Origin of the sequence: Streptosporangium sandarakinum (genome assembly GCF_013409935.1) — a bacterium.
In the GTDB taxonomy this organism is placed as follows: domain Bacteria; phylum Actinomycetota; class Actinomycetes; order Streptosporangiales; family Streptosporangiaceae; genus Streptosporangium; species Streptosporangium nondiastaticum.
Genome location: NZ_JACCCO010000001.1, coordinates 4,055,291 through 4,077,688, shown reverse-complemented (window position 1 = coordinate 4,077,688; position 22,398 = coordinate 4,055,291). Strand labels below are relative to the sequence as shown.

Here is a 22,398-nt window from a genome sequence, read left to right as displayed (position 1 = left end):
GCCTTCCGAAGACGCCCCGCTCCCGCGGCAGGCGGTGACGGGGGCGGTCCCGCTCACGGGACCGCCCCCGTCCGCGTTCCCGGACCCTCCGCGTCCCGGCCTCCGGCGCCCCTTTTCCGGCCTCCGCCTCCGCCTCGGCCATCCGGCGCCTCCCCCGCCCGCCGCCCCGGGTCCCTTTTCCGGTCCTCCGTTCCCGGCCTTTCCGGGCGGGCGCACACCGGGCCGGTGGTGGGATCGCGCGGGAAGGGGTATGAGGGATCGCAGACGCTCTCTTTGCCTGATCACTACCTGTGTCCGGAGGGTCCGATGGGTGTCGGGGTCAGCATCTTCTTCCTCACGATCGGCGCCATCCTCCGGTTCGCCATCGAGCCCGACGTCCTCGGCGACAACGTGCACATCGATGTCATCGGGGTGATCTTCATGATCGTCGGCGCCGTCGGGGTGGTGCTGAGCGTGGTGCTGGCGCCCCGGCGCGGGGCGACGTCGGAGGGCCGCCTGATGCACCGGGAGAACCACCCGCCGGAACTGTGACGGCGGCCTGACGGCGCGCCGTACCTCCGGCAGGGCTAGACGACGAACTGCACGGCCGCCCGTGAGGCCAGGATCGGCTTGATGTGTTCGGCGATCACCGCCTGGTGGACCGGGTGGTCGCGGTAGACCAGGTAGTCGTCGAGGCCGTCGAAGTCGGCGACGACCGCGAACTCGTGGTTGCCCGGATTCACGCCCGCGTCGGCTCCGACGGCGTAGGCGCGGATCTCCGGGATGACCCCCGGGAGCCGGCCCAGCTCGGTCGCGACCGCGGCCTTCTGCTCCTCGGTGGCCGTCTCGGACCAGGTGAACAGCACGACGTGGCGGAACATGGTCTTCCCTTCGCTCGGATGCCCCGCCAGCGTACGGGGCCGGGCCCTCCGCGGCCCCTTATGCCCCTCCGCGGTCATCCCGCGTTCTCGCCCTTGGGCCCGGCACGCGGGCTCGCCGTACTACCTGTCCGAAATGCCCGGATATCTGCTATTTATTTGGTATTTATACACATCTGTGGGCCTTTGCCAAGCCATAAGTGGTTTGCGGTGACTTGGTCGCTCCGGCTCCGGCACGCTGTGAACTGTCCAGCAATCCAGGAGGACGGGTCACGTCCTCTCGTGGAATCGGAGGACCGCATGAAAAGCAGAACGGCCGCCTCGTTCGTCACGGGCCTGATGGGCGCCGGGCTCATCGCGGGAGCCCTCGTAGCCGGGCCCGCACAGGCGTCGTCCTCGACCACCACCTCGACCCCGGCCGTCCAGGGAGTCACCGCGTCCAACTTCGTCACCGGGTGCGGCTGCGGTTGCCGCCGCGGCTGCGGTTGCCGCCGCTGCGGGTGCGGCGGCGGCTGCGGCGGCGGCTGGGGCGACTGGTGGTAAAGGCCCGCGGCACCCGATAGGCGCCTGAGAACCGCACGACCGGAAAGGCGTGCCCGCCTTTCCGGGCCACATGGAAAAACCGCCCCAAGAAACGCCCGGGGAGGTTTCTGCTCATCGTTTTCCGGGGTGGAATTTCCCAGGATCGAAGCCCCGCGGCGGGCCCGTCCCCTTTTCTCCGGGGACGGGCCCGCTTTTCGTGGGTCCCGGCCTGCCCAAAGGGCTCAGCCGTTTTTACGGCTTTCAGCCGGTTTTACGGGATCAGCCCCAGGCGAGCATGCGGAGCGGGTCCTCCAGCATGGCTCCGACGTCGCGCAGGAAGAGCGAGCCGAGCTCCCCGTCGATGACCCGGTGGTCGAAGGAGAGCGCGAGCGTGCAGACCCTGCGGGGCACGACCTGCCCGTCCACCACCCAGGGCAGGTCCCTGACCTGGCCGAACGCCAGGATCGCCGACTCGCCCGGGTTGAGGATCGGGGTGCCCGCGTCCACGCCGAACACGCCCACGTTGGTGATCGTGATCGTGCCCCCGGACATCTCGGCGGGCTGGGTACGGCCGGCCCTGGCCGTCTCGGCGAGGGAGCCGATGGCCCGGGCGAGGTCCGGCAGCGACAGCTCGTGCGCGTTCTTGACGTTGGGGACGAGCAGGCCACGCGGGGTGGCCGCGGCGATGCCGAGGTTCACGTAGTGCTTGACCACGATCTCCTGGGCGGCCTCGTCCCACACCGAGTTGATCATCGGGTACCGCCGTGCGGCGACGAGCACCGCCTTGGCCACCAGCAGCAGCGGCGAGACCTTGACCTCGGCGAAGTCGGGCAGCGCCCGGAGGCGGGTCACGGCCTCCATCGTGCCGGTGACGTCCACCTGCAGGAACTCGGTGACGTGCGGCGCGGTGAACGCCGAGGCCGTCATGGCCTGCGCGGTCGCCCGGCGCACCCCCTTGACCGGGATCCGCTCCTCGCCGCCGCGCGCGGCCGGAACCGCCTGCGGGGCCGTACGGCCGGCGTCGGCCGCCGCCTCGACCGCGGCGTGGACGTCCTCCCGGGTGATCGTGCCGTGCGGGCCGGTCGGGGGAACGGTCGCCAGGTCGACCCCGAGGTCCTTGGCCAGCTTGCGCACCGGGGGCTTGGCGAGCACGGCGGCCCGCCGCGCCGCCGAGCCCGTGGGCGGCGTCTCCCGGACGGCGGGCTCCGGCGCCGGCCGCGCGGGGACGGCCGGAGCAGCCGGAGAGACGGCCGGGGCAGCCGGGGCGACCGCGGACGAGGTCGCCGGGGAGGCCGCCGAGGGTTTCCGGGGACGGCGGCGGGCCGCGCCGGGCTTGACGCCGTACCCGACCAGGACGGGCTGGCGCTTCTCCGCGGGCGGCTCGTCCGCCGCGGCGGGCTCGGGCACCATGTCCTCGGCCAGGGCCTGCGCGCGACCGCCGGCCGTACCCTCGCCCACGGCCGGGGCGGCGGGGCCGGTTCCGTCGTCCACGGAGATGATCGGCCTGCCGACGTCGACGGTCTCGCCCTCGTCGGCCATCAGGGCGGTCACCACGCCCTCGAACGGGCAGGGCAGCTCGACGACGGCCTTGGCCGTCTCGATCTCCACGATGATCTGGTTGACCTTGACGGGGTCGCCGGGCTTGACGTGCCAGCGGACGATCTCCGCCTCGGTCAGGCCCTCGCCCACGTCGGGGAGCTTGAACTCCTTCATCCTCGTCTCCCCCTCAGAACGCGAACAGGCGGTCGACGGCGTCGAGGACGCGGTCCAGGTCGGGCAGGTAGTGGTCCTCCAGCCGGGAGGGCGGGTACGGCGTCGACGGGCCGCCGACACGCAGCACCGGGGCCTCCAGGTTGTAGAAGCACCGCTCGGTGAGCCGGGCGGCGATCTCCGCCCCGAACCCGCTGAAGACCGGAGCCTCGTGCACCACCGCGCAGCGCCCGGTCCTGGCGACCGACTCGACGACCCGGTCGATGTCCAGCGGGTTGAGCGAGCGCAGGTCCACGACCTCCAGGGAGCGGCCGTCCTCCTCGGCCGCCGCCGCGGCCTCAAGGCAGGTCCGCACCATGGGGCCGTAGGCCAGCAGGGTGGCGTCGGCGCCGGGCCGTACGACGCGGGCCTGGTCGAACGGCGTCCAGTCGTCGGCGGGGGCGGAGGTGTCGACGTCGGCCTTCTCCCAGTAGCGCCGCTTGGGCTCGAAGAAGATGACCGGGTCCTCACACCGGATCGCCTGCTGGATCATCGTGTAGCCGTCGGCGGGGTTGGAGCAGGCCACGATCCGCAGGCCGGCGGTGTGGGTGAAGTACGCCTCGGGGGACTCGCTGTGGTGCTCGACCGCGCCGATGCCACCGCCGCAGGGGATGCGCACCACGACGGGCAGCTTCAGCTTGCCCAGCGAGCGCAGCGGCATCTTGGCGAGCTGGGTGATGATCTGGTCGGCCGCGGGGAAGACGAACCCGTCGAACTGGATCTCGCAGACCGGGCGGTAGCCCCGCAGCGCCAGGCCGATCGCGGTGCCGATGATGCCGGACTCGGCCAGGGGGGTGTCGATGACCCGCTGCTCGCCGAAGTCCTTCTGCAGCCCGTCGGTGACCCGGAACACCCCGCCGAGCTTGCCCACGTCCTCGCCCATGACGAGGACCTTGGGGTCGTCCTCCATGGCCTTGCGCATGCCCTCGTTGAGCGCCTTCGCCAGCGTGAGAGTCGTCATCCCTCGAACCCCTCCAGGTAGGCGGCGAACTGTGCGCGCTCCTCGTCCATCAGCCGGTGCGGCTCGGCGTAGACGTGGTCGAAGATGGCCAGGGGCTCCGGATCGGGCAGTTCGAGACAGCGTTTGCGCACGTCACGGCCCAGCTCGTCGGCCTCGGCGTCGATCGCGTCGAAGAAGTCCTGGTCGGCGATGCGGTTCTTGAACATGTAGGCGCGGACCCGCTCGATCGGGTCCTTGAGCTTCCACGCCTCCAGCTCGTCGGCCAGGCGGTAACGCGTCGGGTCGTCGGAGGTGGTGTGGGCGCCCATCCGGTAGGTGAACGCCTCGATCATCATCGGGCCCTGCCCGGACCTGGCGTCGGCCAGCGCCTTGCGGGTGACCGCCAGGCAGGCGAAGACGTCGTTGCCGTCGACCCGGACGCCGGGGAAGCCGAAGCCGCTGGCCCGCCGGTACAGCGGGATCCGCGTCTGCTTCTCCAGCGGCTCGGAGATGGCCCACTGGTTGTTCTGGCAGAAGAACACGATCGGCGCGTTGAACACCGACGCCCAGATGAACGACTCGTTCACGTCTCCCTGGGAGGTGGCGCCGTCGCCGAAGTAGGCGATCGTGGCGGTGCCGTTCTCCCCGACGGCGCCGTCGCGCTGGACGCCCATGGCGTAGCCGACCGCGTGCAGGGTCTGGCTGCCGATCACGATGGTGTAGAGGTGGAAGTTGTGCTCGGCGGGGTCCCAGCCGCCGTGGTTGACCCCGCGGAACAGGCCGAGGAGGTTGACCGGGTCCACGCCCCGGCACCAGGCCACGCCGTGCTCGCGGTAGGTCGGGAAGACCATGTCCGACTCGGCCAGCGCCCTGCCCGAGCCGATCTGCGCCGCCTCCTGGCCGAGCAGCGAGGCCCAGATCCCCAGCTCTCCCTGGCGTTGCAGGGCGACCGCCTCCAGGTCGACGCGGCGCACCAGGACCAGGTCCCGGTACAGGCCGCGGACCTCCTCGGGGGTCAGATCGATGTCGTAGTCGGGATGCTCGACCCGCTCGCCTTCGGGGGTCAGCAGCTGGACGAGTTCCGGGGGTGCTTCCGCACCACGAGGGGGCTCGGTGGTCACGCGCCTCTCCTGTGTGCTCGGGGCCGTCGGGACGGGTTCTCCGCCTCTGCCCGGCCGGTCAGGGAAGCATGCGAACCGAATGATGGTGGTTCGTATGCGTTTGTGGACATCGTGGCAGAGGTCACATACCTGCGCGCAAGACCTGTCCCGGCTTCCATAAGCTCCCAGTTCCCGACACGCACCCCGCTTACGCCCGCACGCGGGCCCCCGGCCCCGCGACGAGCCGCCACGGCGGGCGGCTACGCTTGAGGCCCCGATCCATCCCCGCTTCCAGCAGGAGGAACACCGTGGCGCGCGTCATCGTCGACGTCATGCTCAAGCCCGAGATTCTCGACGCGCAGGGTCAGGCGATCGCCCGTGCGCTCCCGCGGCTGGGCTTCTCCGCTGTCGCCTCGGTACGGCAGGGCAAGCGATTCGAGGTCGAGCTCGACGGGCCCGTCGACGACGCCGCGCTCGCCGACGTCCGGAAGATGGCCGAGACCCTGCTGGCCAACACCGTGATCGAGGACTACACCGTCACCGTGGAGCGGGCCGAGTCGTAGGCCGCCCGCCGAGTCCGTGGACCACGGGCCGCGGGCCGCGAGTCTCACCGGCGGGCGGCGCGTTCCGCCCGCCGAACCGTGCCGTGTCACGGCCGAACCGTGCCGTGTCACGCCGGCGCGGTTCATGCCGTATTCCGCCGGGTGGGTTCCACTATGGATGGCCGTAATCCCACGGCTTGACCAACGCTAAATAAGATCAGGGTTATTTTGCGGTTAGCCCGGATTCTGTGGGGAAGCCTTGACAGGGTGACGTCTGGCCCCGGGAGGAATCCGGTGGATATCGAGTTCTCGTTGGCACTGCCGAGAGAGGCCATGGGCATTCCCATGGTCCGGCGGGCGCTGGGCGACTCCCTGCGTTCGCTCGGCGTCACCGAGAGCTGCGTCTCCGACATCCTCCTCGCGGTGACCGAGGCGTGCGCCAACGCGGTGCGCCACGGCGGACCCGCCAACCGCTACGTGGTCGAGGTCTCGATCGGGCACGGCCGCTGCGACGTCCGCATCATCGACCGCGGCCACGGGCTGCCGAGGATGCCCGACCGGTATCCCCCGACGGACGCCGAGCACGGCCGGGGCATCCTGATCATGCAGGCCGTGGTGGACGAGATCTCCTTCGACATCACCCCGGGGCGGGGGACCACCGTGCACCTGCGCAAGCACCTCGCCTGGGACGACGAGCCGATCATCCCCCGGCAGCGGGCGCTCGCCGCCGTCTGACCCTCCGTACGGCCCGCGGGGGGCATCTCGCGCCGCCGTTGTGCGATCCTCCAAGGCGGGCCGTCCGGGCGAAGCGGCAGGTTGTGCGATCGGACGGATCCCGTGCGTTCCCACCGTCGGCGAGCGGATAGCCTGGGCGCACCGCCGCAGACCGCCGTCCGCTGGGTGAGACGGCCGGCGCGGCGCTCGTTTGTGGAGGGGAACGCTGTCATGAGTGCTGCCCGCGTGGGCGTGGTCACTTTTCCCGGGACTCTTGACGATCAGGACGCGGCCCGCGCCGTACGGCACGCCGGTGGCGAGGCCGTGCCGCTGTGGCACGCGGACCCCGACCTCAAGGGGGTGGACGCGGTCTTCCTGCCCGGCGGGTTCTCCTACGGCGACTACCTCCGGTGCGGGGCCATCTCCCGGTTCGCGCCGCTGATGGAGGAGCTGATCCCCGCCGCCAGGGCCGGGCTCCCGGTCCTCGGCACCTGCAACGGCTTCCAGATCCTCTGCGAGGCCCACCTGCTGCCCGGCGCGCTGATGCGCAACGCCGGGCTCCACTACATCTGCCGCGACCAGCGCGTCCGCGTCGAGAGCACCGCCACCCCCTGGACCTCCGACTTCACCGAGGGCCAGGAGATCGTGCTGCCGATCAAGCACGGCGAGGGCCGCTACGTCGCCGACGCGGCGACCCTGGCGGCGCTGGAGGCGGGCGGCCAGGTCGTCTTCCGCTACGCCGGGAGCAACCCCAACGGCTCCATGAACGACATCGCGGGCATCCGCAACGAGGCGGGCAACATCGTCGGCCTCATGCCCCACCCCGAGCACGCGGTCGAGGACCTCACCGGCGCCCCGAGCACGGACGGCCGCGGATTCTTCTCCTCGATCCTGAAGAGGCTGGTGAACCTGTGAGCGAGCGACCCGGCGAGCACGGCGTGACCCTCGATACCGTCAAGCGGGCCGAGGACACCCCCGACGAGCGCCAGCCGTACGCCGAGCTGGGCATGAAGGCCGACGAGTACGAGCGGGTCCGGCAGATCCTCGGCCGCCGCCCGACGAGCTCGGAGCTGGCCATCTACAGCGTCATGTGGAGCGAGCACTGCTCCTACAAGTCCTCCAAGGTGCACCTGCGCCAGTTCGGCGCCAAGGCCCCCGCCTCCGACGCGCTGCTCGTCGGCATGGGCGAGAACGCCGGCGTGGTGGACATCGGCGACGGCTGGGCCGCCACCTTCAAGATCGAGTCGCACAACCACCCGTCGTACGTCGAGCCGCACCAGGGCGCCGCGACCGGCGTCGGCGGCATCGTCCGCGACATCATGTCGATGGGCGCCCGGCCGATCGCGGTGATGGACGCCCTGCGGTTCGGCGCGGCCGACGCCCCCGACACCCGGCGGGTGCTGCCCGGCGTGGTGGAGGGCATCAGCCACTACGGCAACTGCCTGGGCCTGCCCAACATCGGCGGCGAGGTCGTCTTCGACCCCTGCTACATCGGCAACCCGCTGGTCAACGCCCTGTGCGTGGGTCTGCTCCGCAAGGACCAGATCAAGCTGGCCACCGCCCCGGGGCCGGGCAACAAGGTCGTGCTGTTCGGCGCGCTGACCGGCCCCGACGGCATCGGCGGCGCGTCCGTCCTGGCGAGCGCGACCTTCGAGGACGAGTCGCAGGCCAAGCGGCCCAGCGTCCAGGTCGGCGACCCGTTCATGGAGAAGCTGCTGATCGAGTGCTGCCTGGAGCTGTACCAGGCCGACGTGGTCGTCGGCATCCAGGACCTCGGCGCGGCCGGCGTCTCCTGCGCCACCACCGAGCTCGCGGCCAAGGGCACCGGCGGCATGGACGTCCGGCTCGACCTCGTCCCGCTGCGCGACCCGTCGCTGCGGCCCGAGGAGATCCTGATGAGCGAGTCGCAGGAGCGCATGATGGCGGTCGTCACCCCCGACGACATCGACGCCTTCATGGCGATCTGCGCCAAGTGGGACATCCCCGCGACCGTCATCGGCGAGGTCACCGACGGCGGCCGGCTGGTGATGACCTGGTACGGCGAGACCATCGTGGACATCCCGCCGGGCACCGCCGCCGACGAGGGCCCGGTCTACGAGCGGCCGTTCCACGAGCCCGCCGGCCAGGCCGCGCTGAACGCCGACGACCCGAGCCGCCTGCCGCGCCCCGACGACCTGCGGGCGACGCTGCTCACGCTGCTCGGCTCGCCGAACCTCGCGTCGAAGGAGTGGGTGACCTCCCAGTACGACCGCTACGTCCGGGGCAACACCGTGCTGGCCCAGCCCGCCGACGCCGGCGTGCTGCGGATCAGCGAGGTCATGCCGGGCGCCGAGGAGACGACCCGGGGCATCGCGCTGGCCACCGACGGCAACGGCCGCTACGCCCGCCTCGACCCCTACGCCGGGGCCCAGCTCGCCCTGTCGGAGGCGTACCGCAACGTCGCCGTGACCGGCGCGCGGCCCCTCGCGGTGACCGACTGCCTGAACTTCGGCTCCCCGGAGGACCCGGAGGTCATGTGGCAGTTCGCCGAGGCCACCCGCGGCCTGGCCGACGCCTGCAAGATCCTCGGCGTGCCGGTGACCGGCGGGAACGTGTCGTTCTACAACCAGACGGGCACCACCGCGATCCACCCGACCCCGGTCGTCGGCGTGCTGGGCGTGATCGACGACGTGGCCCGGCGGGTCAGGAACGGCTTCACCGGCGAGGGCGACCGGGTCGTCCTGCTGGGTGAGACCCTCGCGGAGTTCGGCGGCTCGGAGTGGGCCCACGTCGTCCACGGCCACCTCGGCGGCCTGCCGCCCCAGGCGGACCTGGAGGCCGAGCGGGCCCTCGCCCACGTCCTGACCGAGGCCGCCGCCCAGGGCCTGCTGACCGGGTCGCACGACCTGTCCGACGGCGGCCTGGCCGTCGCGCTGGCCGAGGCCGTCCTCGCCCAGGGCGTCGGCTGCTCGGTCTCGCTGCCGGGCGACGACGCGTTCACCGACCTGTTCAGCGAGTCGCCGGCGCGCGCGCTGGTGACGGTGCGTCCCGACTCCTTCGACGCCTTCGCCGAGCTGTGCGCCGCGCACGAGGTGCCCTGCCAGCGGCTGGGCGTCACCGGCGGCTCCTCGCTGGCCGTCGAGGGCGTGCTGGACATCCCGGTCGCCGAGCTGAGGGAGACCCACGAGGCCACCCTGCCGGGCATCTTCGGCTGATCTTCCGAAAAAGAGAACTTCCGGAAAAGAGAAGGGGAGGCGCGGGCCGGGCCCGCGCCTCCCCTTCTGTCCAGGCCGTCTCCGGCGGCCTCACATGTTGATCATGTGGCCGGCGAGCCCGTGGACCGCCTCCTTGACCGCCTCGCTGAGCGTGGGGTGGGCGTGGACGTTGCGGGCCACCTCGTGGACCGTGAGGTCCCACTGCTGGGCCAGGGTCAGCTCGGGCAGCAGCTCGGTGACGTCCGGGCCGATCATGTGGGCGCCGATCAGCTCGCCGTACTGAGCGTCGCTGATGAGCTTGACGAACCCGGTGGCGTCGCCCAGGCCGTGGGCCTTGCCGTTGGCGGTGAAGGGGAACTTCGCGACCTTGACGTCGTAGCCCAGCTCCCGGGCCTGCGTCTCGGTGTAGCCGAAGCTGGCGACCTGCGGCTGGCAGTACGTCGCCCGGGGGATCATCACGTAGTCGAGTTCCATCGTCTCGGCGTCGCCGATGGTCTCCGCCGCGATGATGCCCATGGCCTCAGCCGTGTGCGCGAGCATCAGTTTGGCGGTCACGTCGCCGATGGCGAAGATGTGCGGCACGTTCGTCCGGCACCGGCCGTCGACGTCGATGGCGCCGCGCTCGGTCAGCGCGACCCCGGTCCGCTCCAGCCCGTAGCCCTCGACGCGCGGCTGGAAGCCGATCGCCTGCATGACCTTGTCGGTCTCCAGGACCTGCTGCGCGCCGTCCCGCGAGACCGTCACGCGCACCTTGTCGCCCGACTCGTCGATGGACTCCACCCGCGTCGAGGTCAGCACCTCGATGCCGAGCCGCTTGTAGCGCTTGGCCAGCTCCGCCGAGACCTCCTCGTCCTCCAGGGGGACGATGCGGTCGAGGAACTCCACGATCGTCACCTTGACGCCGTAGTTGCGCAGCACGTAGGCGAACTCGACGCCGATCGCGCCCGCGCCGGCGATGACGATGCTCTCGGGGAGCTTCTCGGTGAGGATCTGCTCCTCGTAGGTCACGACCCGGTCGCTCACCGAGGTGCCCGGCAGCAGCCTCGTGGTCGCGCCCGCGGCGATGATGCAGTGGTCGAACGTCACCGTCTCGGTGCCGCCGTCGCTCTTGGCCACCTCGATCGTGTTGGCGTCGGTGAAGGTGCCGCGCCCCTCGTACTCGGTGATGCCGTTCTTCTTCATCAGGTAGTGGACGCCCTTGACGCGCCCGTCGGCCACCTTGCGGCTGCGCTGGAAAGCCGCGCCGTAGTCGAAGGTGACCTGGCCGTCGACCTGGATGCCGAACGTCTTGGCCTCGTGGGTGAACAGGTGGGCCAGTTCGGCGTTGCGCAGCAGGGCCTTGGAGGGGATGCACCCCACGTTGAGGCAGACACCGCCCCAGTACCGCTCCTCGACGATCGCGGTGCGGAGGCCCAGCTGGGCGGCCCGGACGGCGGCCACGTATCCGCCGGGGCCGGCACCGAGAACGACGACGTCATAGTGAGAGCTCATGAACCGGACAATAGTCAACGCTCCGACCGGATAATGCCGGACGGTCGGACAGAGCGGCATGCCGGCCGTCCGCGGTCCGTTCGCGGACCTTCGACGGCCGCGGCGGACCGTGGGACCGGCCGGGCCTCCTCTCCCCTTCGGGAGAAGACCCGGCTGGTCGTCATGTACGGCGCGCGCGAGACGCCCGTACGCGGGGTGTCATCCGTGTACGGGCGTCGGCCGTGTACGGGCGTCAGCCCTTCTTGGCGCAGACCACGTAGGCGGTGACCGTGACGTAGGCACCGTTGGTCTGGGTGGCCAGGCCCTGCGCCTTGCCGCCCGTGCCGGGGGTGGGGCTGGAGGTGGTGGAGCTCTTGGCGGCGGAGTCGGCGGACTCGTCGGACTTGTTTCCGGTGAGGGAGGAGTAGGAGTTGCCCTGGCTCACCTTCACCACCCAGCCGTTCCCGGAGGGCATCGACGCCGAGACCAGGTAGCTGCCGTTACCGTTCATGGAGTAGCCGCCGCCGGTGGCCAGCTCACCGGTCTGGCAGCTCACCGAGACGGATCCGTCACCCTTGATGTTGGAGCTCTGATGGCGGGTCGTGACGGCCGCCAGACCGCCGTCCTGACCGTCCTTGCCGTCCTTGCCGGGCAGGCCCTGCCTGCCCGGGGCACCGTCCTGGCCAGGCTTGCCCTGCGGGCCCTGCTCGCCCTGCTTGCCCGGGGCGCCGTCCTTGCCGTTCTCGCCCGGCTTGCCCTGCGGGCCCTGCTCGCCCTGGGGACCGCGCTCGCCCTGCTTGCCGGGGGCGCCGTCCTGGCCGTCCTTGCCCGGCAGGCCGCGCTCGCCCTGCTCGCCCTTCGCCCCGGGGGCACCGTCCTTACCGGGCGCACCCTGCGGGCCCTGCGGACCCTGCTTACCCTGGAAGCCGCGCGGGCCCTGCGGACCCTGGGGACCCTGCGGACCGGCGGGACCGGGCCTGCCCTGCGGACCCTGGGGGCCCTGCGGACCGGCGGTGCCGACGGTCTGGGAGCCGCCGCCCTCACCGCCCCAGGTCACCCGGACCTCGGTGGTCCGGCACCTCGCCGACGCGTTGACGATGCGCGCGTAGCGCGTCTTCTTGTTCACACACGCGTGGATCTCCGCGTCCGCCGAGGATGCGACGGCGCTGCCGCCACCGACCGTCAGCATCGTTCCGGCCAGTACTCCGACGGCCGTGACGGTGATCATCCGCCTGCCCGGCAACCTGATAGCCACTGGGCTTCCTTTCTGCGACGCCAGAGACTGGCGTGTTCCATGGATACGCGTGATACACGTTTGAACCGTTCCAAGAGATGACGTGACAAACATCACAGTTCGGCATCACTGTCCGCCGGATGCGGGCCGCCCGCGAACCGGCCCGGCCGGGGCCGGGCCAGCGGCGTGCCGTACGTCACACTGGGCGGCATGGTCTCCGCCCCCCAGGACCCGCGTCCCGGTACCCGGGCCGCCCCGAACGCACCGAACCCGCCGGGTCCGCAGAGCCCACCGGAAGTGCCGGGACCACCGGGCCCGCAGGACACACCGGGCGCGCCGGACCAACAGGACGCCCCGAACGCGCCGGACCAACAGGACGTGCCGGACCCGCGGGACACGCCGGGCTCGCCCGAGTACGCCGCCCGGCTCCGCCACGCGTGGCTGGTCTGCTCCGTGACCGGCCTCGGCCTGGTGCTGATCGGCGTGGCGGGCAACACGCTCAACGTGGCGCTCCCCGAGGTGGTCAGGCACTTCCACGCCGACGCGTTCGCCGCGGGATGGGTCCTGCTGGCCTTCATGCTGGTCAACACCGCCAGCCTGGTGTTCTTCGGCCGGGTGGCCGACCTGCTCGGGCGCAGGGAGGTCTACCTGGCGGGCTTCGCCCTCTTCACCGCCGGGTCGCTGCTGGCCGGGCTCTCCCCGGGGGTGTGGTTCCTGATCGCCATGCGGGCCGTGCAGGCGGTCGGGGCGTCGATGATCCTGGCCAACGGCACGGTGATCATCACCGACGCCTTCCCGCCCGACCGGCTCAGCCAGGGCATGGGGGTCTACATCGGCACCCTCTCCGTCGCCCAGCTCGCCGGCCCCACGCTGGGCGGCCTGGTCGCCGAGACGGCGGGCTGGCGGTGGATCTTCTGGATGAACGTCCCGGCCGGCCTGCTCGCCCTCGTCTGGGGCGCGTTCGTGCTGCGCCGGGTCGCCCCCGGCCCCCGCGAGCCGGTGGACGCGGCCGGGAACCTGGTCATGTTCGCCCTGCTGTCGGCCGCGCTCGTCGCGCTGTCGGAGGCGGGGTCGCGCGGCCCGTCCAGCCCGGTCGCGCTCACCGGCGCCGTCGTCGCGGCGGCCCTGGTGCCGGTGCTGGTGGCGGTGGAGCGCCGGGCGGCGCGGCCCGTGCTCGACGTCCGGCTGTTCGGCGAGCGCATGCTGGCCTTCGCCAACGCCGCCTCGTTCTGCAACGCGCTGGCCCGCGCGTCGCTCATCCTGCTGGCCGCCCTCCACTTCCGGGCGGCCACGGGCGTCGGGCCGGTCACCGCCGCCCTGGCCGTGCTCCCGGTCCCGGTCGGCATGGCCGTCGCCTCGCCGCTCGCCGGCTCCCTGGGCCGCCGGATCTCCCCGCACGCGCTGTCCGTCGGAGGGGCGCTGCTGAGCAGCGCCGGCCTGGCCGTGCTGATGCCGTCCACCGCGCCGGGCACGCCGTACTGGATCGTGGGGACGGGACTGTTCCTGTGCGGGTGCGGCAGCGGGACGTTCCTCACCGGCAACACCACCCAGGTCATGGCCGCGCTGCCGGCCGGCAACCTGGGTCTGGTGAACGGCTTCCGCCTCATGATCATGAACGTCGGGATCGTGCTCAGTGTCGCGCTCACGCTGAGCGTGCTGACCGCGCCGGTCAGCGCCGAGCTGCGCGGCAGGGTGTACGCGGGCACGCTCTCCCGCGTCTCCCCGGCCGCCGTGGAGCAGTTGATGACCGGCTTCCGCAACACCTACGCCGTGCTGCTGGGCGTCGCGCTGTGCGGGGCCGTGTGCGCGCTGCTCGCCCGGCCGCGGCGGCGCGGCGAGGGACCGTCCGGACCGCCCGGATCATCTGGACCGTCCGGGACGCCCGCGGCTCAGCCGTCGAGCCGGGCCGCCATGGATTCGATGCCGGACAGCAGCAGGTCCACGCCGAACGTGTCGTAGAGCTCGGCGTCGCCCCTCTCGGTGAGGGGTACGGCCATCCGCACGATGTTCGGGTAGGTGTCCGGCGGGAGCGACTGGAAGCGGACGCGCTTGAGGCGGACGTGCTCCGCGTGCCCCTCCGGCCCGCACCTGCGGTGCTCCACCGAGCCTCCGGCCAGGGCGATGGCCCCCTGGAGGATGTACCGGGTGATCAGGCAGCTCTCCCGGGCGCCGAACCCGGCGCGCAGGGTCAGGCCGAGGGCGGTGTCCCACACCCGCAGGAAGGCCGGCACCTCCATCTTGTCGACCTCCTCCAGCACGGCCTCCGCGCAGGGGTGGCGCCGCAGCATCCGCACCAGCCGGCCGACGAGTTCGCGGAGCTGCTCCCGCCACGGGCGTGAGCCGTCGGGGGTGATCTCGAAGCCCTCGATCAGATGGTCGGCCATGCCGACGACCAGCTGCTCCTTGTTCTTGAAGTGCCAGTACAGCGCCATCGGTGTGACGCCCAGCTCCTGGGCGAGCCGCCGGATGGTGACCGCCTGAAGCCCTTCGGCGTCACCGATCTCCAGCGCCCGCTCGACGACCGCCTCACGCGTCAGTTTTCCCATCACGCTTGACAACTATACGCGGTACAGGTTCCACTATGCGCTGTACATGTACGACGTACAAGTACAGCGTAGAGGAGCTGTTATGTCGCAGGACCGCAGGTGGTGGGCACTGGGAGCGATCTCCCTCGCCACTTTCATGACCTATCTGGACAACAACGTGGTCAACGTCGCGTTGCCGACGATCCAGCGGGACCTCTCGCTGGACGTCTCGGGCCTGGAATGGGTCGTGAGCGTGTACGTCCTCGTCTCGGCCGGGCTGATGCTGGCCGGCGGGCGGCTGGCCGACCTGCTCGGAAGAAGGCGGATCTTCCTGGCCGGCCTCGCCGTCTTCACCCTGTCCTCCCTCGCCGCCGGCCTGGCCTCGGACGGCGGCGTGCTGACCGCCACCCGGGTGTTCCAGGGCGTCGGCGCCGCCCTCCTGGCGCCCACCGCCCTCGCGCTGCTGACCACGGTCTTCCCCGATCCCAGGGAGCGCGCGACCGCGGTCGGCCTGTGGAGCGCGATCGGCGCGCTGGCCATGGCACTGGGGCCGCTGACCGGTGGGGTGATCAGCGAGCGGTGGCACTGGGGGTGGATCTTCCTGATCAACGTCCCGATCGGGATCGTGGCGTTCGGGCTCGGCCTGTGGGCCATCGCGGCCGCCCCCCGCGACCCGGCACGGCGCCGCCTCGACCTGCCCGGCATCGTCACGTCGAGCCTGACGATGGTCTCCCTGACGTACGCCCTCATCGAGGGCGGGAAGGCCGGCTGGACCTCGCCGGAGATCCTCGGCGCGTTCGGCCTCGCGCTGGCCTCGGCACTGGTCTTCGTCGCGGTCGAGCTCCGTACGTCCGAGCCGATGATCGACCTGTCGCTGTTCCGGTCACGGGTGTTCGGCGGCGGCACCCTGGTGACGGGGCTGTGGTCGTTCGCGGTGTTCGGGATCTACTTCTTCACCGCCCTCTACCTGCAGAACGCGCTGGGCTTCTCGCCCACCGAGGCCGGGGCGTCGTTCGTGCCGATGGCACTGGTCATGTCCGTGGTCGCGGCGGTCGCGCCCCGGGTCACCACCCGGCTCGGGACCGCCCGCACCGTGGCCGCCGGGATGCTGCTGATGGCCGTGGCGATCTTCGGGATCTCCTTCGTCGGAGAGGGCGGATCGTTCGCCGACCTGCTGCCGTGGTTCCTGCTCTACGGGCTCGGCGGCGGGCTGCTGGTGCCGCTGACCACCGCCATCCTCACCGCGTTGCCCGCCGGCCGCGCCGGGGTCGCCTCGGGGGCGCTGAACGTCTCACGACAGGTGTTCGGACTGCTCGGCGTCACGGTCCTCGGTGCGATCCTCAGCACCCGGCAGGCGTCCCTCCTGACGGACGGCGCCGCGCCGGCGGCGGCCTTCCTGGACGCCTACCGGTACGCGCTGGTGGTGTCGGCGGCGATCGTGCTGGCCGGCGTGCCGATCAGCCTGTTCGCGCTGCGGACGGCCCGGACCGCCGGCCCCGGGGCCGAACCCGCCGGGGCCGCGACCGCGTCCGAGCCGGCCGGTGTCGCGGGGAGCCCCGCGGGACCGCGGGCGGCCGGAACCGTCGAACCCGCCGGGACGGCGGTCGCCACGGCGCCGATCGCGTAGGACGCGGTACGCCGGACCAGCGTGGCTCCCATTTTTTCGCGACACGGCACACATAATTAAGACGAACAGCCTGGTCAGGACGGCGATCCGGGAATCCTCGCCCGGGTCGCCCCTGGTCCGGGCCGTGGATCCCCGCCACGGTGGAGACCGCGGAGCGGGCCGGACGAGCGCCCCTCCACCGTCACCCGTGCCGTGCCCGGCGGAGGCACTCGGCCGACGCGGGCACCCGTCCGGGCAGGAGGAGCGCATGCGTCTCGTCATCGGCGCCGGGGTGGCCGCCGCCTTCCTGGCGGGTCCGGCCGTCGTGGCCTGGCCCGGCGCCGCCCCGGTCGCGGGCGCCCCCGTGCCCGGGACCGCGGTCGTTCCCGCACCCGGTCCCGGCGCGATCCCGAACGCAGGCGCCGCCCCCGGTCCCAGCCCCAGCGCCCGTGTGAGTCCGAGTGCCAGCCCCAGCCCCAGTGCCAGCCCCAGTGCCAGTGCCAGTGCCAGTGCGAGTGCCAGTGCGAGTCCGAGTGCCGGCGCGAGCGCCACAGCCACCGCCAGTGCCAGTGCCACCGCGAGCGCCAGCGCCACGAGCACGGCCTACGTCAGGTCCCGGACCGACCAGACGGTGTTCACGCCGTTCACCAGGGGGCGCAACCACATCCCCCCGCTGCTGAGGAAGGTCCCGTCGCTCCGGGTCCTGCCCTTCGACCCCCGCCAGGCCAGCCACGTCCGGATATTCGTGCACTGCCCCAAGACGGCGAACCACGCGCTCATCGGCTCGACCGCCTTCAACCTGAAGGGATCGCGACGGATCTACCGGGAGGTCGGGCTGGGCCTGTCCAACAGGGGCCTGGGGCACCGCGCCGCCTCGATCTCCTACTACGCCCTGCCGGGTTTCCATGAGGTCTGCCTGAAGTGCGTGAAGGTCACGATGAACCTCAGGACCCGCATCCGGCACATCCGGGTGGTCGGCCGGGCCGCGGTCCCCCTGATCGTCCGCAGGTTCAGCATCTGGCAGTACTTCTGAACTTCTGAGACCGCCGGGACACCGTACGGCGGCGCGGACGGGCCCTACGCGTCCCGGCGCCGGAACGAGACGATCGCGGCGCCGAGCGCGGCGACGGTCCAGCCGGTGACGACGGCCCACCTCCCCCCTGCGCCGAGCACCCCGTCGGCGCCCGTACCGCCGCCGGGCCACAGACCCGCGGTGCCGGGCAGGTACGCGGCGAGCACGGTCCGGCCGGCCAGGTAGGGGCCGACGACGAAGTGGTGGCCGAGGAGCACCGTGACGGCCGGAATCGTCCCGCGCGTCAACGTCGCCACGGCGGAGGAGAGCAGCGCGGTGAGGACGAGGTACACGGCCGCCCCCGCCACGGCCCGGACCTCCCCCGGCGCGTCCACCGGCCCGGCGGCGCCGTACGGCGGAGCGTGCGCGGCGAGCGCCGCGCGGGCGGCGAGGACGCCGGACCCGGTGGTCGCCACGGCGACGGGAAGGGCCGTCACGGCGAGCGCCGCCGCCTTCGCGAGCTGCACCTCGACCCGGCGGGGCACGCACGTCAGCGTCGTCCTGATCTGCCCGCCCCGGTACTCGGAGGCGGCGGCGAGGACGCCGAGGACGACGAACCCGGCCTGCGCGTACCCGACCGGGACCAGACCCGGGTCCGTCCCCGGGCCGGGCCCGTTCCCCTCCCCGGCGGCGGCCGAGACGGACGCGACCGCCAGGAGCGGGGCGACCGCCCAGGTGATCGCGGCCGTCAGGTACAGCGCCGGGAGAGTGAGGAGCTTCAGGACCTCCGCGCGGAACGTGCCGGCCACGGCGCGCGGTCCGGACGTACCGGAATGACCGGACCCGCCGGACGCACCAGACAGACTGGACGCACCGGACGGGCCGGGCCTCGGGAGACGGGCGGCGGCGGTCACGCGTCCCTCCGGAGGAAGACGGCGGCGGCGACGCCGAGCAGCGCGAGCGTCCAGGCGGCCATGACGGCGCCCCCGGCGAGGGGCGGGATCTCCACGGAGGACCGGAACGTCCGGATGAACATCCGCGCCCCGGCCAGGTCGGGCAGGTAGTTCGCCAGGGGCGTGACCCGGGTCAGCAGGTAGGTGACGCTGACGACGGAGGTGTTCAGGATGAGCACGACGAGCGGCACCACGCCGCCGCGGGTGAGGAGGGTGAGCCCGTGGGCGAGCAGCGCGGTCAGCACCCAGTAGGCGACCACGCCGAGGACACGCGGCGCGTCGGCGGAGGTGAGCGGCGCCGTGAGCTCTCCGGGCACGACCCGGCTGACGGTGAGCGTGGCCGCCGTGGAGAGGGCGGCGAGGACTGCCGCGGCCAGGATCAGCGCGCCGGCCTTCGCGGCGAGGAACCCGACGCGGGACGGCACCGCGGTCAGGCTCGCCGTGATCTGCCGGCCGCCCGCCGAGTCCCCGCCCTCGGCGAAGTACTCGCTGCTCGCCGCGACGACGCCGAGGACGACCACGCCGATGACCCCGAAGGCCAGTTCCTGGAACCCGGCGTCGGCACCGGACGGGTCGGAGCCCCCGGCGGCCCGGCCGGCGCTCCGGGCGCCGGCGTTGAGGGCCGCGACGGCGAAGGGCACGACCAGGCCGACCACGGCCGCCACCCACGCCGACGGGATCCCGGAGAGCTTGAGGAGTTCCGCGCGGAGTGCCCTCACGGCCGGCCCCCCTGCCCCGCGCCGGGACCCGTGCCCGAGGTGAGGGCGAAGAACGCGTCCTCAAGGCCGCGGTGGGCGCCGGTGACCTCGGCGAGGGTGCCCAGCGCCACGACGCGCCCGTGGTCGATGACCACGACGTCGTCGACGGTCTCGGCCAGCTCGCCGATGAGGTGGCTGGACAGCAGCACGGTCCCGCCGGCCGCGGCGCGGTCCCGGAGGAGCCCGCGGAGCCGGCGGATGCCCTCGGGGTCGAGCCCGTTGACCGGCTCGTCGAGCACCAGCACCGGCGGGTCGCCCAGCAGGGCCGCCGCGAGGGCGAGGCGTCTGCCCATCCCGAGCGAGTAGCCGCCCACGCGCCGGCCCGCGGCCTCGGTGAGGCCGACGAGGTCGAGGACCTCGTCCACCCGGGCGCGGGGCAGCCCGTTGGAGGCGGCGATCCAGCGCAGGTGCCCGCGGCCGGTGCGGGAGCGGTGCGCGCCGCCGCCGTCGAGCACCGCGCCCACCGTCGTCAGGGGCCGGCGCAACCGGGCGTACGGCCGCCCCGCCACGAGGGCGACGCCGCCGTCGGGGCGGTCCAGGCCGAGGAGGATGCGCAGGGTGGAGGACTTCCCGGCCCCGTTCGGGCCTAGGAACCCGGTCACCCGCCCCGGGCGGGCCTCGAAGCCGACCTCGGTGAGGATCCGCTTGCTCCCCCGCTGTTTGCTGACCTGGTCGATCGTGATCATGTGTCTCCCGTCGTCGCCGGATCGCCGCCGTCCCCCGGGTTCCGTTCCGCGGGTCTCCGCCGTGTCGGGGCCCGGTCGGGCGGCCCCTCGGCGACCGCGGCGGGCGGGACGATCCGTGAAGCAGGACCCCAGCCAACGGCCGTCACCGGGGTGGGCGCATCGGTCCCGGAGCGGGTCCGCGGGGGCGGGCTCGGCCCGCGGGACGTCAGTCCCCGGTCCGACGACGCCGGGGCGGGCGGACCGTAGGATCGGGGCGATGAACACCCCGGGACGGCCGGTGTGGCGGTCACGCGTGCGATATCTCGCCGGGACGGCCTTCGCCGTACTGGCCGCGATCCTCCTCGGGGTCGGGGCGAGCGGCCCCCTCGCGGTCGTCGTGCCCCCGGTGATCACGGCGGCGGCGTTCGGCGTCGCGGTCTGGGCCGTCCGCCGGGGCCGCGCCGAGCGCGCCGCCCACGAGGCCAGGCTCACGGAGTGGGCGGCGTCCGAGGCGGTGCTGGTCGAACGGCTGCGCGTCGCCCGCGACCTGCACGACATCGTCTCCCACGGCCTCGGCCTCGTCACCGTCCGCGCCGCCGCGGCCCGGCACGTCATCGACGCCGGTGACACCGCCTGTGACCCCGCCTGTGGTGCCGCCGTCCGCGAGGCGCGGGAGGCGCTGGCGGACATCGAGGAGGCGAGCCGGCACGCCACCACCGAGCTGCGCCGCATGCTCACCGTGCTCCGCCGTACCGACGGGCCCGAGACCCTCGACCCCGTGGAGGACCTCGGCCGGGTCCCCGGGATCGTGCGGGCCGCGCGGCTCGCCGGGCTGCGTGTCCGGCTCGACCTCGGGCCGGTCGGGGAGGTGTCGCCGGGTGTCCAGGTGGCGGTCTGCAAGGTGATCCGCGAGGCCCTCGACAACGCCGCGCGGCACGCCGGCCCCACCGGCGTCCGGGTCCGTCTCCGCCGCGACGCGGACGCCGTCGTCGTCACCGTCGACGACGACGGTCCCGCGGGCCACTGGACGGCCAGGCCCGGCGCCGGTCACGGCCTGCTCGGGCTGAACGAGCGGGTGACCGCGCTCGGCGGCGTCCTCGGCGCGGAGCGCGCCGGGCGCGGCTTCCGCGTCACCGCCCGCATCCCGGACGGGGAGGCGGCGTGACCGCGCCCGGCCGTACGGGACGCCCCGGCGGGACGACGCCGGACACCGCCGGGGTCGTGACCCCGGACGGCTCTCCGGGAGCCGTTCCGGAAGCCGCCGCGGACGGCGGTGAGCGCCCGATCCGGGTGCTGCTCGTCGACGACCAGCCGCTTCTCCGGCGCAGCCTCGCCATGGTCATCGACCACGACCCCGGTCTCACGGTCGTGGGTCAGGCCGGCGACGGCGCCGACGCGCTCGCCGCCGTCCGGGCCGCCCGCCCCGACGTCGTGCTGATGGACGTGCGGATGCCCGTGCTCGACGGCATCCAGGCCACCCGCCGGATATGCGCCGACCCGCACCTGGCGGCGACCCGGGTCCTCGTGCTCAGCATGTTCGAACTCGACGAGTACGTCCACGAGGCCCTCCGCGCCGGGGCGTCCGGGTTCCTCCTCAAGGACATCCAGCCCGGCGAGCTCATCGCCGCGATCCGGCGCGCCCACTCCGGGGAGGCGCTCTTCGCCCCCTCGATCCTCACCAGACTCGTCGAGCACTACCTGAGGACGCCGGCCGTCCGCGAGCCCGCGCCGGTCGGCGGGCTCACCGCCAGGGAGGTCGAGATACTCGCGCTCGTCGGCGCCGGGCTCTCCAACGGAGAGATCGCGGACCACCTCACGATCTCCGTCAAGACCGTCAAGACCCACATCTCCCACCTGCTCGCCAAGCTCGGCGCGCGGGACCGGGTCCACCTCGTCATCGCCGCCTACGACCACGGGCTCGTGACCCCCCGCGCCGGTGCCTGACCGGCCGCGCCGCCCCGCCTCCGCGCGTCGAGCGAGAGCGGCCCACCAGGACTCCGGACGGGACGACGGCCGGCGACTCACCGGCCGCGCCGCTCCCGGGGGCGGGCATGATGGGGGGCGTGCCGCCTCACAAGCCCGATCCCGCCAAGGTCCGCGCCGCGCTGGACGCCCAGCTCACCGCGCTCGACGAGCCGCCCTACGACGGGCCGGGAAGCCCCGCGGCGCTGCTGGCCGCGTGCGTGCCGGTGGTGCTGCGGGCCTACGACCGTGATCTGCGGCCCGAGCGGGACATCGCGCGGCTGGCCGTACGGCACCTGCTGGACCGGCTGGCGGCGGCGGCTCCCGGACGGACCGTCGAGGTGCGGGTCCCGCCGTACGCCGCCGTGCAGTGCGTGGAAGGCCCCCGGCACACCCGCGGCACCCCGCCGAACGTGATCGAGACCGACGCGCGGACCTGGCTGGAGCTCGCCACCGGGCGGGTGACGTGGGCCGAGGCGACGGCCGCCGGGAAGGTCTCCGCGAGCGGGGCCAGGGCCGACCTGTCGGCGTACCTCCCGGTGCCCTGAGGGCGATCCCGGGCCCCGGTCCGGCCTTCCACGTCCGGCATCCGGTC

22 protein-coding genes are annotated in these 22,398 nt (G+C 72.9%); 12 read left to right on the top strand and 10 right to left on the bottom strand.

Annotation, left to right across the window (positions count from 1 at the left end; genetic code table 11):
• The first annotated feature begins 306 nt into the window (after positions 1–306).
• Positions 307–531 carry a DUF6458 family protein gene (locus tag HDA43_RS18490; RefSeq protein ID WP_179822481.1) on the top strand — a complete coding sequence of 75 codons (225 nt, stop codon included), beginning with the start codon at positions 307–309 and terminating at the stop codon, positions 529–531.
• A gap of 35 nt (positions 532–566) precedes the next feature.
• On the opposite strand, the gene HDA43_RS18485 is transcribed toward HDA43_RS18490, so the two are convergent.
• Positions 567–860, bottom strand: a complete 294-nt coding sequence (locus HDA43_RS18485; protein ID WP_179822478.1) for a Dabb family protein — start codon at positions 858–860, stop codon at positions 567–569.
• A gap of 297 nt (positions 861–1,157) precedes the next feature.
• Between HDA43_RS18485 and HDA43_RS18480 the strand changes: the two genes are divergently transcribed.
• Positions 1,158–1,400 carry a hypothetical protein gene (locus HDA43_RS18480; protein WP_179822476.1) on the top strand — a complete coding sequence of 81 codons (243 nt, stop codon included), beginning with the start codon at positions 1,158–1,160 and terminating at the stop codon, positions 1,398–1,400.
• 258 nt (positions 1,401–1,658) lie between these two features.
• Here HDA43_RS18480 and HDA43_RS18475 read toward each other — a convergent pair whose 3' ends face one another.
• Genes HDA43_RS18475 through pdhA form a run of 3 tightly spaced genes read right to left on the bottom strand, consistent with a single transcriptional unit; the run spans position 1,659 to position 5,189 of the window.
• Positions 1,659–3,092 carry a dihydrolipoamide acetyltransferase family protein gene (locus HDA43_RS18475; RefSeq protein ID WP_179822473.1) on the bottom strand — a complete coding sequence of 478 codons (1,434 nt, stop codon included), beginning with the start codon at positions 3,090–3,092 and terminating at the stop codon, positions 1,659–1,661.
• 13 nt (positions 3,093–3,105) lie between these two features.
• Complete coding sequence (locus HDA43_RS18470) at positions 3,106–4,089, bottom strand: alpha-ketoacid dehydrogenase subunit beta (RefSeq protein WP_179822471.1); 984 nt, start codon at positions 4,087–4,089, stop codon at positions 3,106–3,108.
• Entirely contained in the window at positions 4,086–5,189 is a 1,104-nt protein-coding gene (pdhA, locus tag HDA43_RS18465) for a pyruvate dehydrogenase (acetyl-transferring) E1 component subunit alpha (RefSeq protein ID WP_179822468.1), read from the bottom strand. The genes HDA43_RS18470 and pdhA overlap by 4 nt, the downstream gene beginning before the upstream one ends.
• 287 nt (positions 5,190–5,476) lie before the next feature.
• Between pdhA and purS the strand changes: the two genes are divergently transcribed.
• The 4 genes from purS (at position 5,477) to purL (ending at position 9,618) form a co-directional block, all read left to right on the top strand.
• Positions 5,477–5,731: a phosphoribosylformylglycinamidine synthase subunit PurS gene (gene purS / locus HDA43_RS18460; RefSeq protein WP_179822465.1), complete on the top strand. Its 255-nt coding sequence runs from the start codon at positions 5,477–5,479 to the stop codon at positions 5,729–5,731.
• Between the two features lie 273 nt (positions 5,732–6,004).
• On the top strand, positions 6,005–6,445 hold the full coding sequence (locus tag HDA43_RS18455) for an ATP-binding protein (RefSeq protein WP_179822463.1): 441 nt from the start codon (positions 6,005–6,007) through the stop codon (positions 6,443–6,445).
• A gap of 210 nt (positions 6,446–6,655) precedes the next feature.
• Positions 6,656–7,339 carry a phosphoribosylformylglycinamidine synthase subunit PurQ gene (purQ, locus tag HDA43_RS18450; protein ID WP_179822460.1) on the top strand — a complete coding sequence of 228 codons (684 nt, stop codon included), beginning with the start codon at positions 6,656–6,658 and terminating at the stop codon, positions 7,337–7,339.
• Complete coding sequence (gene purL / locus HDA43_RS18445) at positions 7,336–9,618, top strand: phosphoribosylformylglycinamidine synthase subunit PurL (RefSeq protein ID WP_376770483.1); 2,283 nt, start codon at positions 7,336–7,338, stop codon at positions 9,616–9,618. The genes purQ and purL overlap by 4 nt, the downstream gene beginning before the upstream one ends.
• 90 nt (positions 9,619–9,708) lie before the next feature.
• Here purL and lpdA read toward each other — a convergent pair whose 3' ends face one another.
• Positions 9,709–11,109, bottom strand: a complete 1,401-nt coding sequence (gene lpdA, locus HDA43_RS18440) for a dihydrolipoyl dehydrogenase (protein ID WP_179822458.1) — start codon at positions 11,107–11,109, stop codon at positions 9,709–9,711.
• 232 nt (positions 11,110–11,341) lie between these two features.
• Positions 11,342–12,343 (bottom strand): collagen-like domain-containing protein, encoded by a 1,002-nt coding sequence (locus HDA43_RS18435; protein ID WP_218911772.1) that lies wholly within the window; start codon positions 12,341–12,343, stop codon positions 11,342–11,344.
• Positions 12,344–12,700: 357 nt separating this feature from the next.
• Between HDA43_RS18435 and HDA43_RS18430 the strand changes: the two genes are divergently transcribed.
• Complete coding sequence (locus tag HDA43_RS18430; protein ID WP_312873369.1) at positions 12,701–14,281, top strand: MFS transporter; 1,581 nt, start codon at positions 12,701–12,703, stop codon at positions 14,279–14,281.
• Here the strand turns inward: HDA43_RS18430 and HDA43_RS18425 are convergent.
• Positions 14,212–14,868, bottom strand: a complete 657-nt coding sequence (locus HDA43_RS18425) for a TetR/AcrR family transcriptional regulator (protein ID WP_246424448.1) — start codon at positions 14,866–14,868, stop codon at positions 14,212–14,214. The two genes, HDA43_RS18430 and HDA43_RS18425, sit on opposite strands and share 70 nt — an antisense overlap.
• Positions 14,869–14,950: 82 nt before the next feature.
• On the opposite strand from HDA43_RS18425, the gene HDA43_RS18420 reads away from it, so the two are divergent.
• Both HDA43_RS18420 and HDA43_RS18415 read left to right on the top strand, forming a co-directional pair.
• Positions 14,951–16,474 (top strand): DHA2 family efflux MFS transporter permease subunit, encoded by a 1,524-nt coding sequence (locus tag HDA43_RS18420; RefSeq protein ID WP_179822451.1) that lies wholly within the window; start codon positions 14,951–14,953, stop codon positions 16,472–16,474.
• A gap of 610 nt (positions 16,475–17,084) precedes the next feature.
• Entirely contained in the window at positions 17,085–17,486 is a 402-nt protein-coding gene (locus tag HDA43_RS18415) for a hypothetical protein (RefSeq protein ID WP_179822448.1), read from the top strand.
• Positions 17,487–17,530: 44 nt separating this feature from the next.
• Here the strand turns inward: HDA43_RS18415 and HDA43_RS18410 are convergent, their stop codons facing one another.
• The 3 genes from HDA43_RS18410 to HDA43_RS18400 form a co-directional block, all read right to left on the bottom strand.
• The gene (locus HDA43_RS18410) at positions 17,531–18,274 is read right to left on the bottom strand and encodes a hypothetical protein (RefSeq protein ID WP_179822445.1); all 744 of its coding nucleotides are present in this window, start codon (positions 18,272–18,274) and stop codon (positions 17,531–17,533) included.
• A 101-nt stretch (positions 18,275–18,375) separates the two neighbouring features.
• Positions 18,376–19,137 (bottom strand): ABC transporter permease, encoded by a 762-nt coding sequence (locus HDA43_RS18405; RefSeq protein WP_179822442.1) that lies wholly within the window; start codon positions 19,135–19,137, stop codon positions 18,376–18,378.
• The gene (locus HDA43_RS18400) at positions 19,134–19,862 is read right to left on the bottom strand and encodes an ABC transporter ATP-binding protein (RefSeq protein ID WP_179822440.1); all 729 of its coding nucleotides are present in this window, start codon (positions 19,860–19,862) and stop codon (positions 19,134–19,136) included. The genes HDA43_RS18405 and HDA43_RS18400 overlap by 4 nt, the downstream gene beginning before the upstream one ends.
• 256 nt (positions 19,863–20,118) lie before the next feature.
• On the opposite strand from HDA43_RS18400, the gene HDA43_RS18395 reads away from it, so the two are divergent.
• The 3 genes from HDA43_RS18395 (at position 20,119) to HDA43_RS18385 (ending at position 22,351) form a co-directional block, all read left to right on the top strand.
• The gene (locus tag HDA43_RS18395; RefSeq protein WP_179822428.1) at positions 20,119–21,006 is read left to right on the top strand and encodes a sensor histidine kinase; all 888 of its coding nucleotides are present in this window, start codon (positions 20,119–20,121) and stop codon (positions 21,004–21,006) included.
• 119 nt (positions 21,007–21,125) lie between these two features.
• Positions 21,126–21,785 carry a response regulator gene (locus HDA43_RS18390; protein ID WP_312873407.1) on the top strand — a complete coding sequence of 220 codons (660 nt, stop codon included), beginning with the start codon at positions 21,126–21,128 and terminating at the stop codon, positions 21,783–21,785.
• Positions 21,786–21,895: 110 nt separating this feature from the next.
• The gene (locus tag HDA43_RS18385) at positions 21,896–22,351 is read left to right on the top strand and encodes a sterol carrier family protein (RefSeq protein WP_246424447.1); all 456 of its coding nucleotides are present in this window, start codon (positions 21,896–21,898) and stop codon (positions 22,349–22,351) included.
• Positions 22,352–22,398 lie beyond the last annotated feature (47 nt).

Excerpts from the sequence above, each read along its gene's own strand:
- HDA43_RS18490 (WP_179822481.1), top strand. The coding sequence starts at position 307 with ATGGGTGTCGGGGTCAGCATCTTCTTCCTCACGATCGGCGCCATCCTC.
- HDA43_RS18485 (WP_179822478.1), bottom strand. The coding sequence starts at position 860 with ATGTTCCGCCACGTCGTGCTGTTCACCTGGTCCGAGACGGCCACCGAG.
- HDA43_RS18480 (WP_179822476.1), top strand. The coding sequence starts at position 1,158 with ATGAAAAGCAGAACGGCCGCCTCGTTCGTCACGGGCCTGATGGGCGCC.
- HDA43_RS18475 (WP_179822473.1), bottom strand. The coding sequence starts at position 3,092 with ATGAAGGAGTTCAAGCTCCCCGACGTGGGCGAGGGCCTGACCGAGGCG.
- HDA43_RS18470 (WP_179822471.1), bottom strand. The coding sequence starts at position 4,089 with ATGACGACTCTCACGCTGGCGAAGGCGCTCAACGAGGGCATGCGCAAG.
- purQ (WP_179822460.1), top strand. The coding sequence starts at position 6,656 with ATGAGTGCTGCCCGCGTGGGCGTGGTCACTTTTCCCGGGACTCTTGAC.
- lpdA (WP_179822458.1), bottom strand. The coding sequence starts at position 11,109 with ATGAGCTCTCACTATGACGTCGTCGTTCTCGGTGCCGGCCCCGGCGGA.
- HDA43_RS18425 (WP_246424448.1), bottom strand. The coding sequence starts at position 14,868 with ATGGGAAAACTGACGCGTGAGGCGGTCGTCGAGCGGGCGCTGGAGATC.
- HDA43_RS18420 (WP_179822451.1), top strand. The coding sequence starts at position 14,951 with ATGTCGCAGGACCGCAGGTGGTGGGCACTGGGAGCGATCTCCCTCGCC.
- HDA43_RS18400 (WP_179822440.1), bottom strand. The coding sequence starts at position 19,862 with ATGATCACGATCGACCAGGTCAGCAAACAGCGGGGGAGCAAGCGGATC.
- HDA43_RS18395 (WP_179822428.1), top strand. The coding sequence starts at position 20,119 with ATGAACACCCCGGGACGGCCGGTGTGGCGGTCACGCGTGCGATATCTC.
- HDA43_RS18385 (WP_246424447.1), top strand. The coding sequence starts at position 21,896 with ATGGGGGGCGTGCCGCCTCACAAGCCCGATCCCGCCAAGGTCCGCGCC.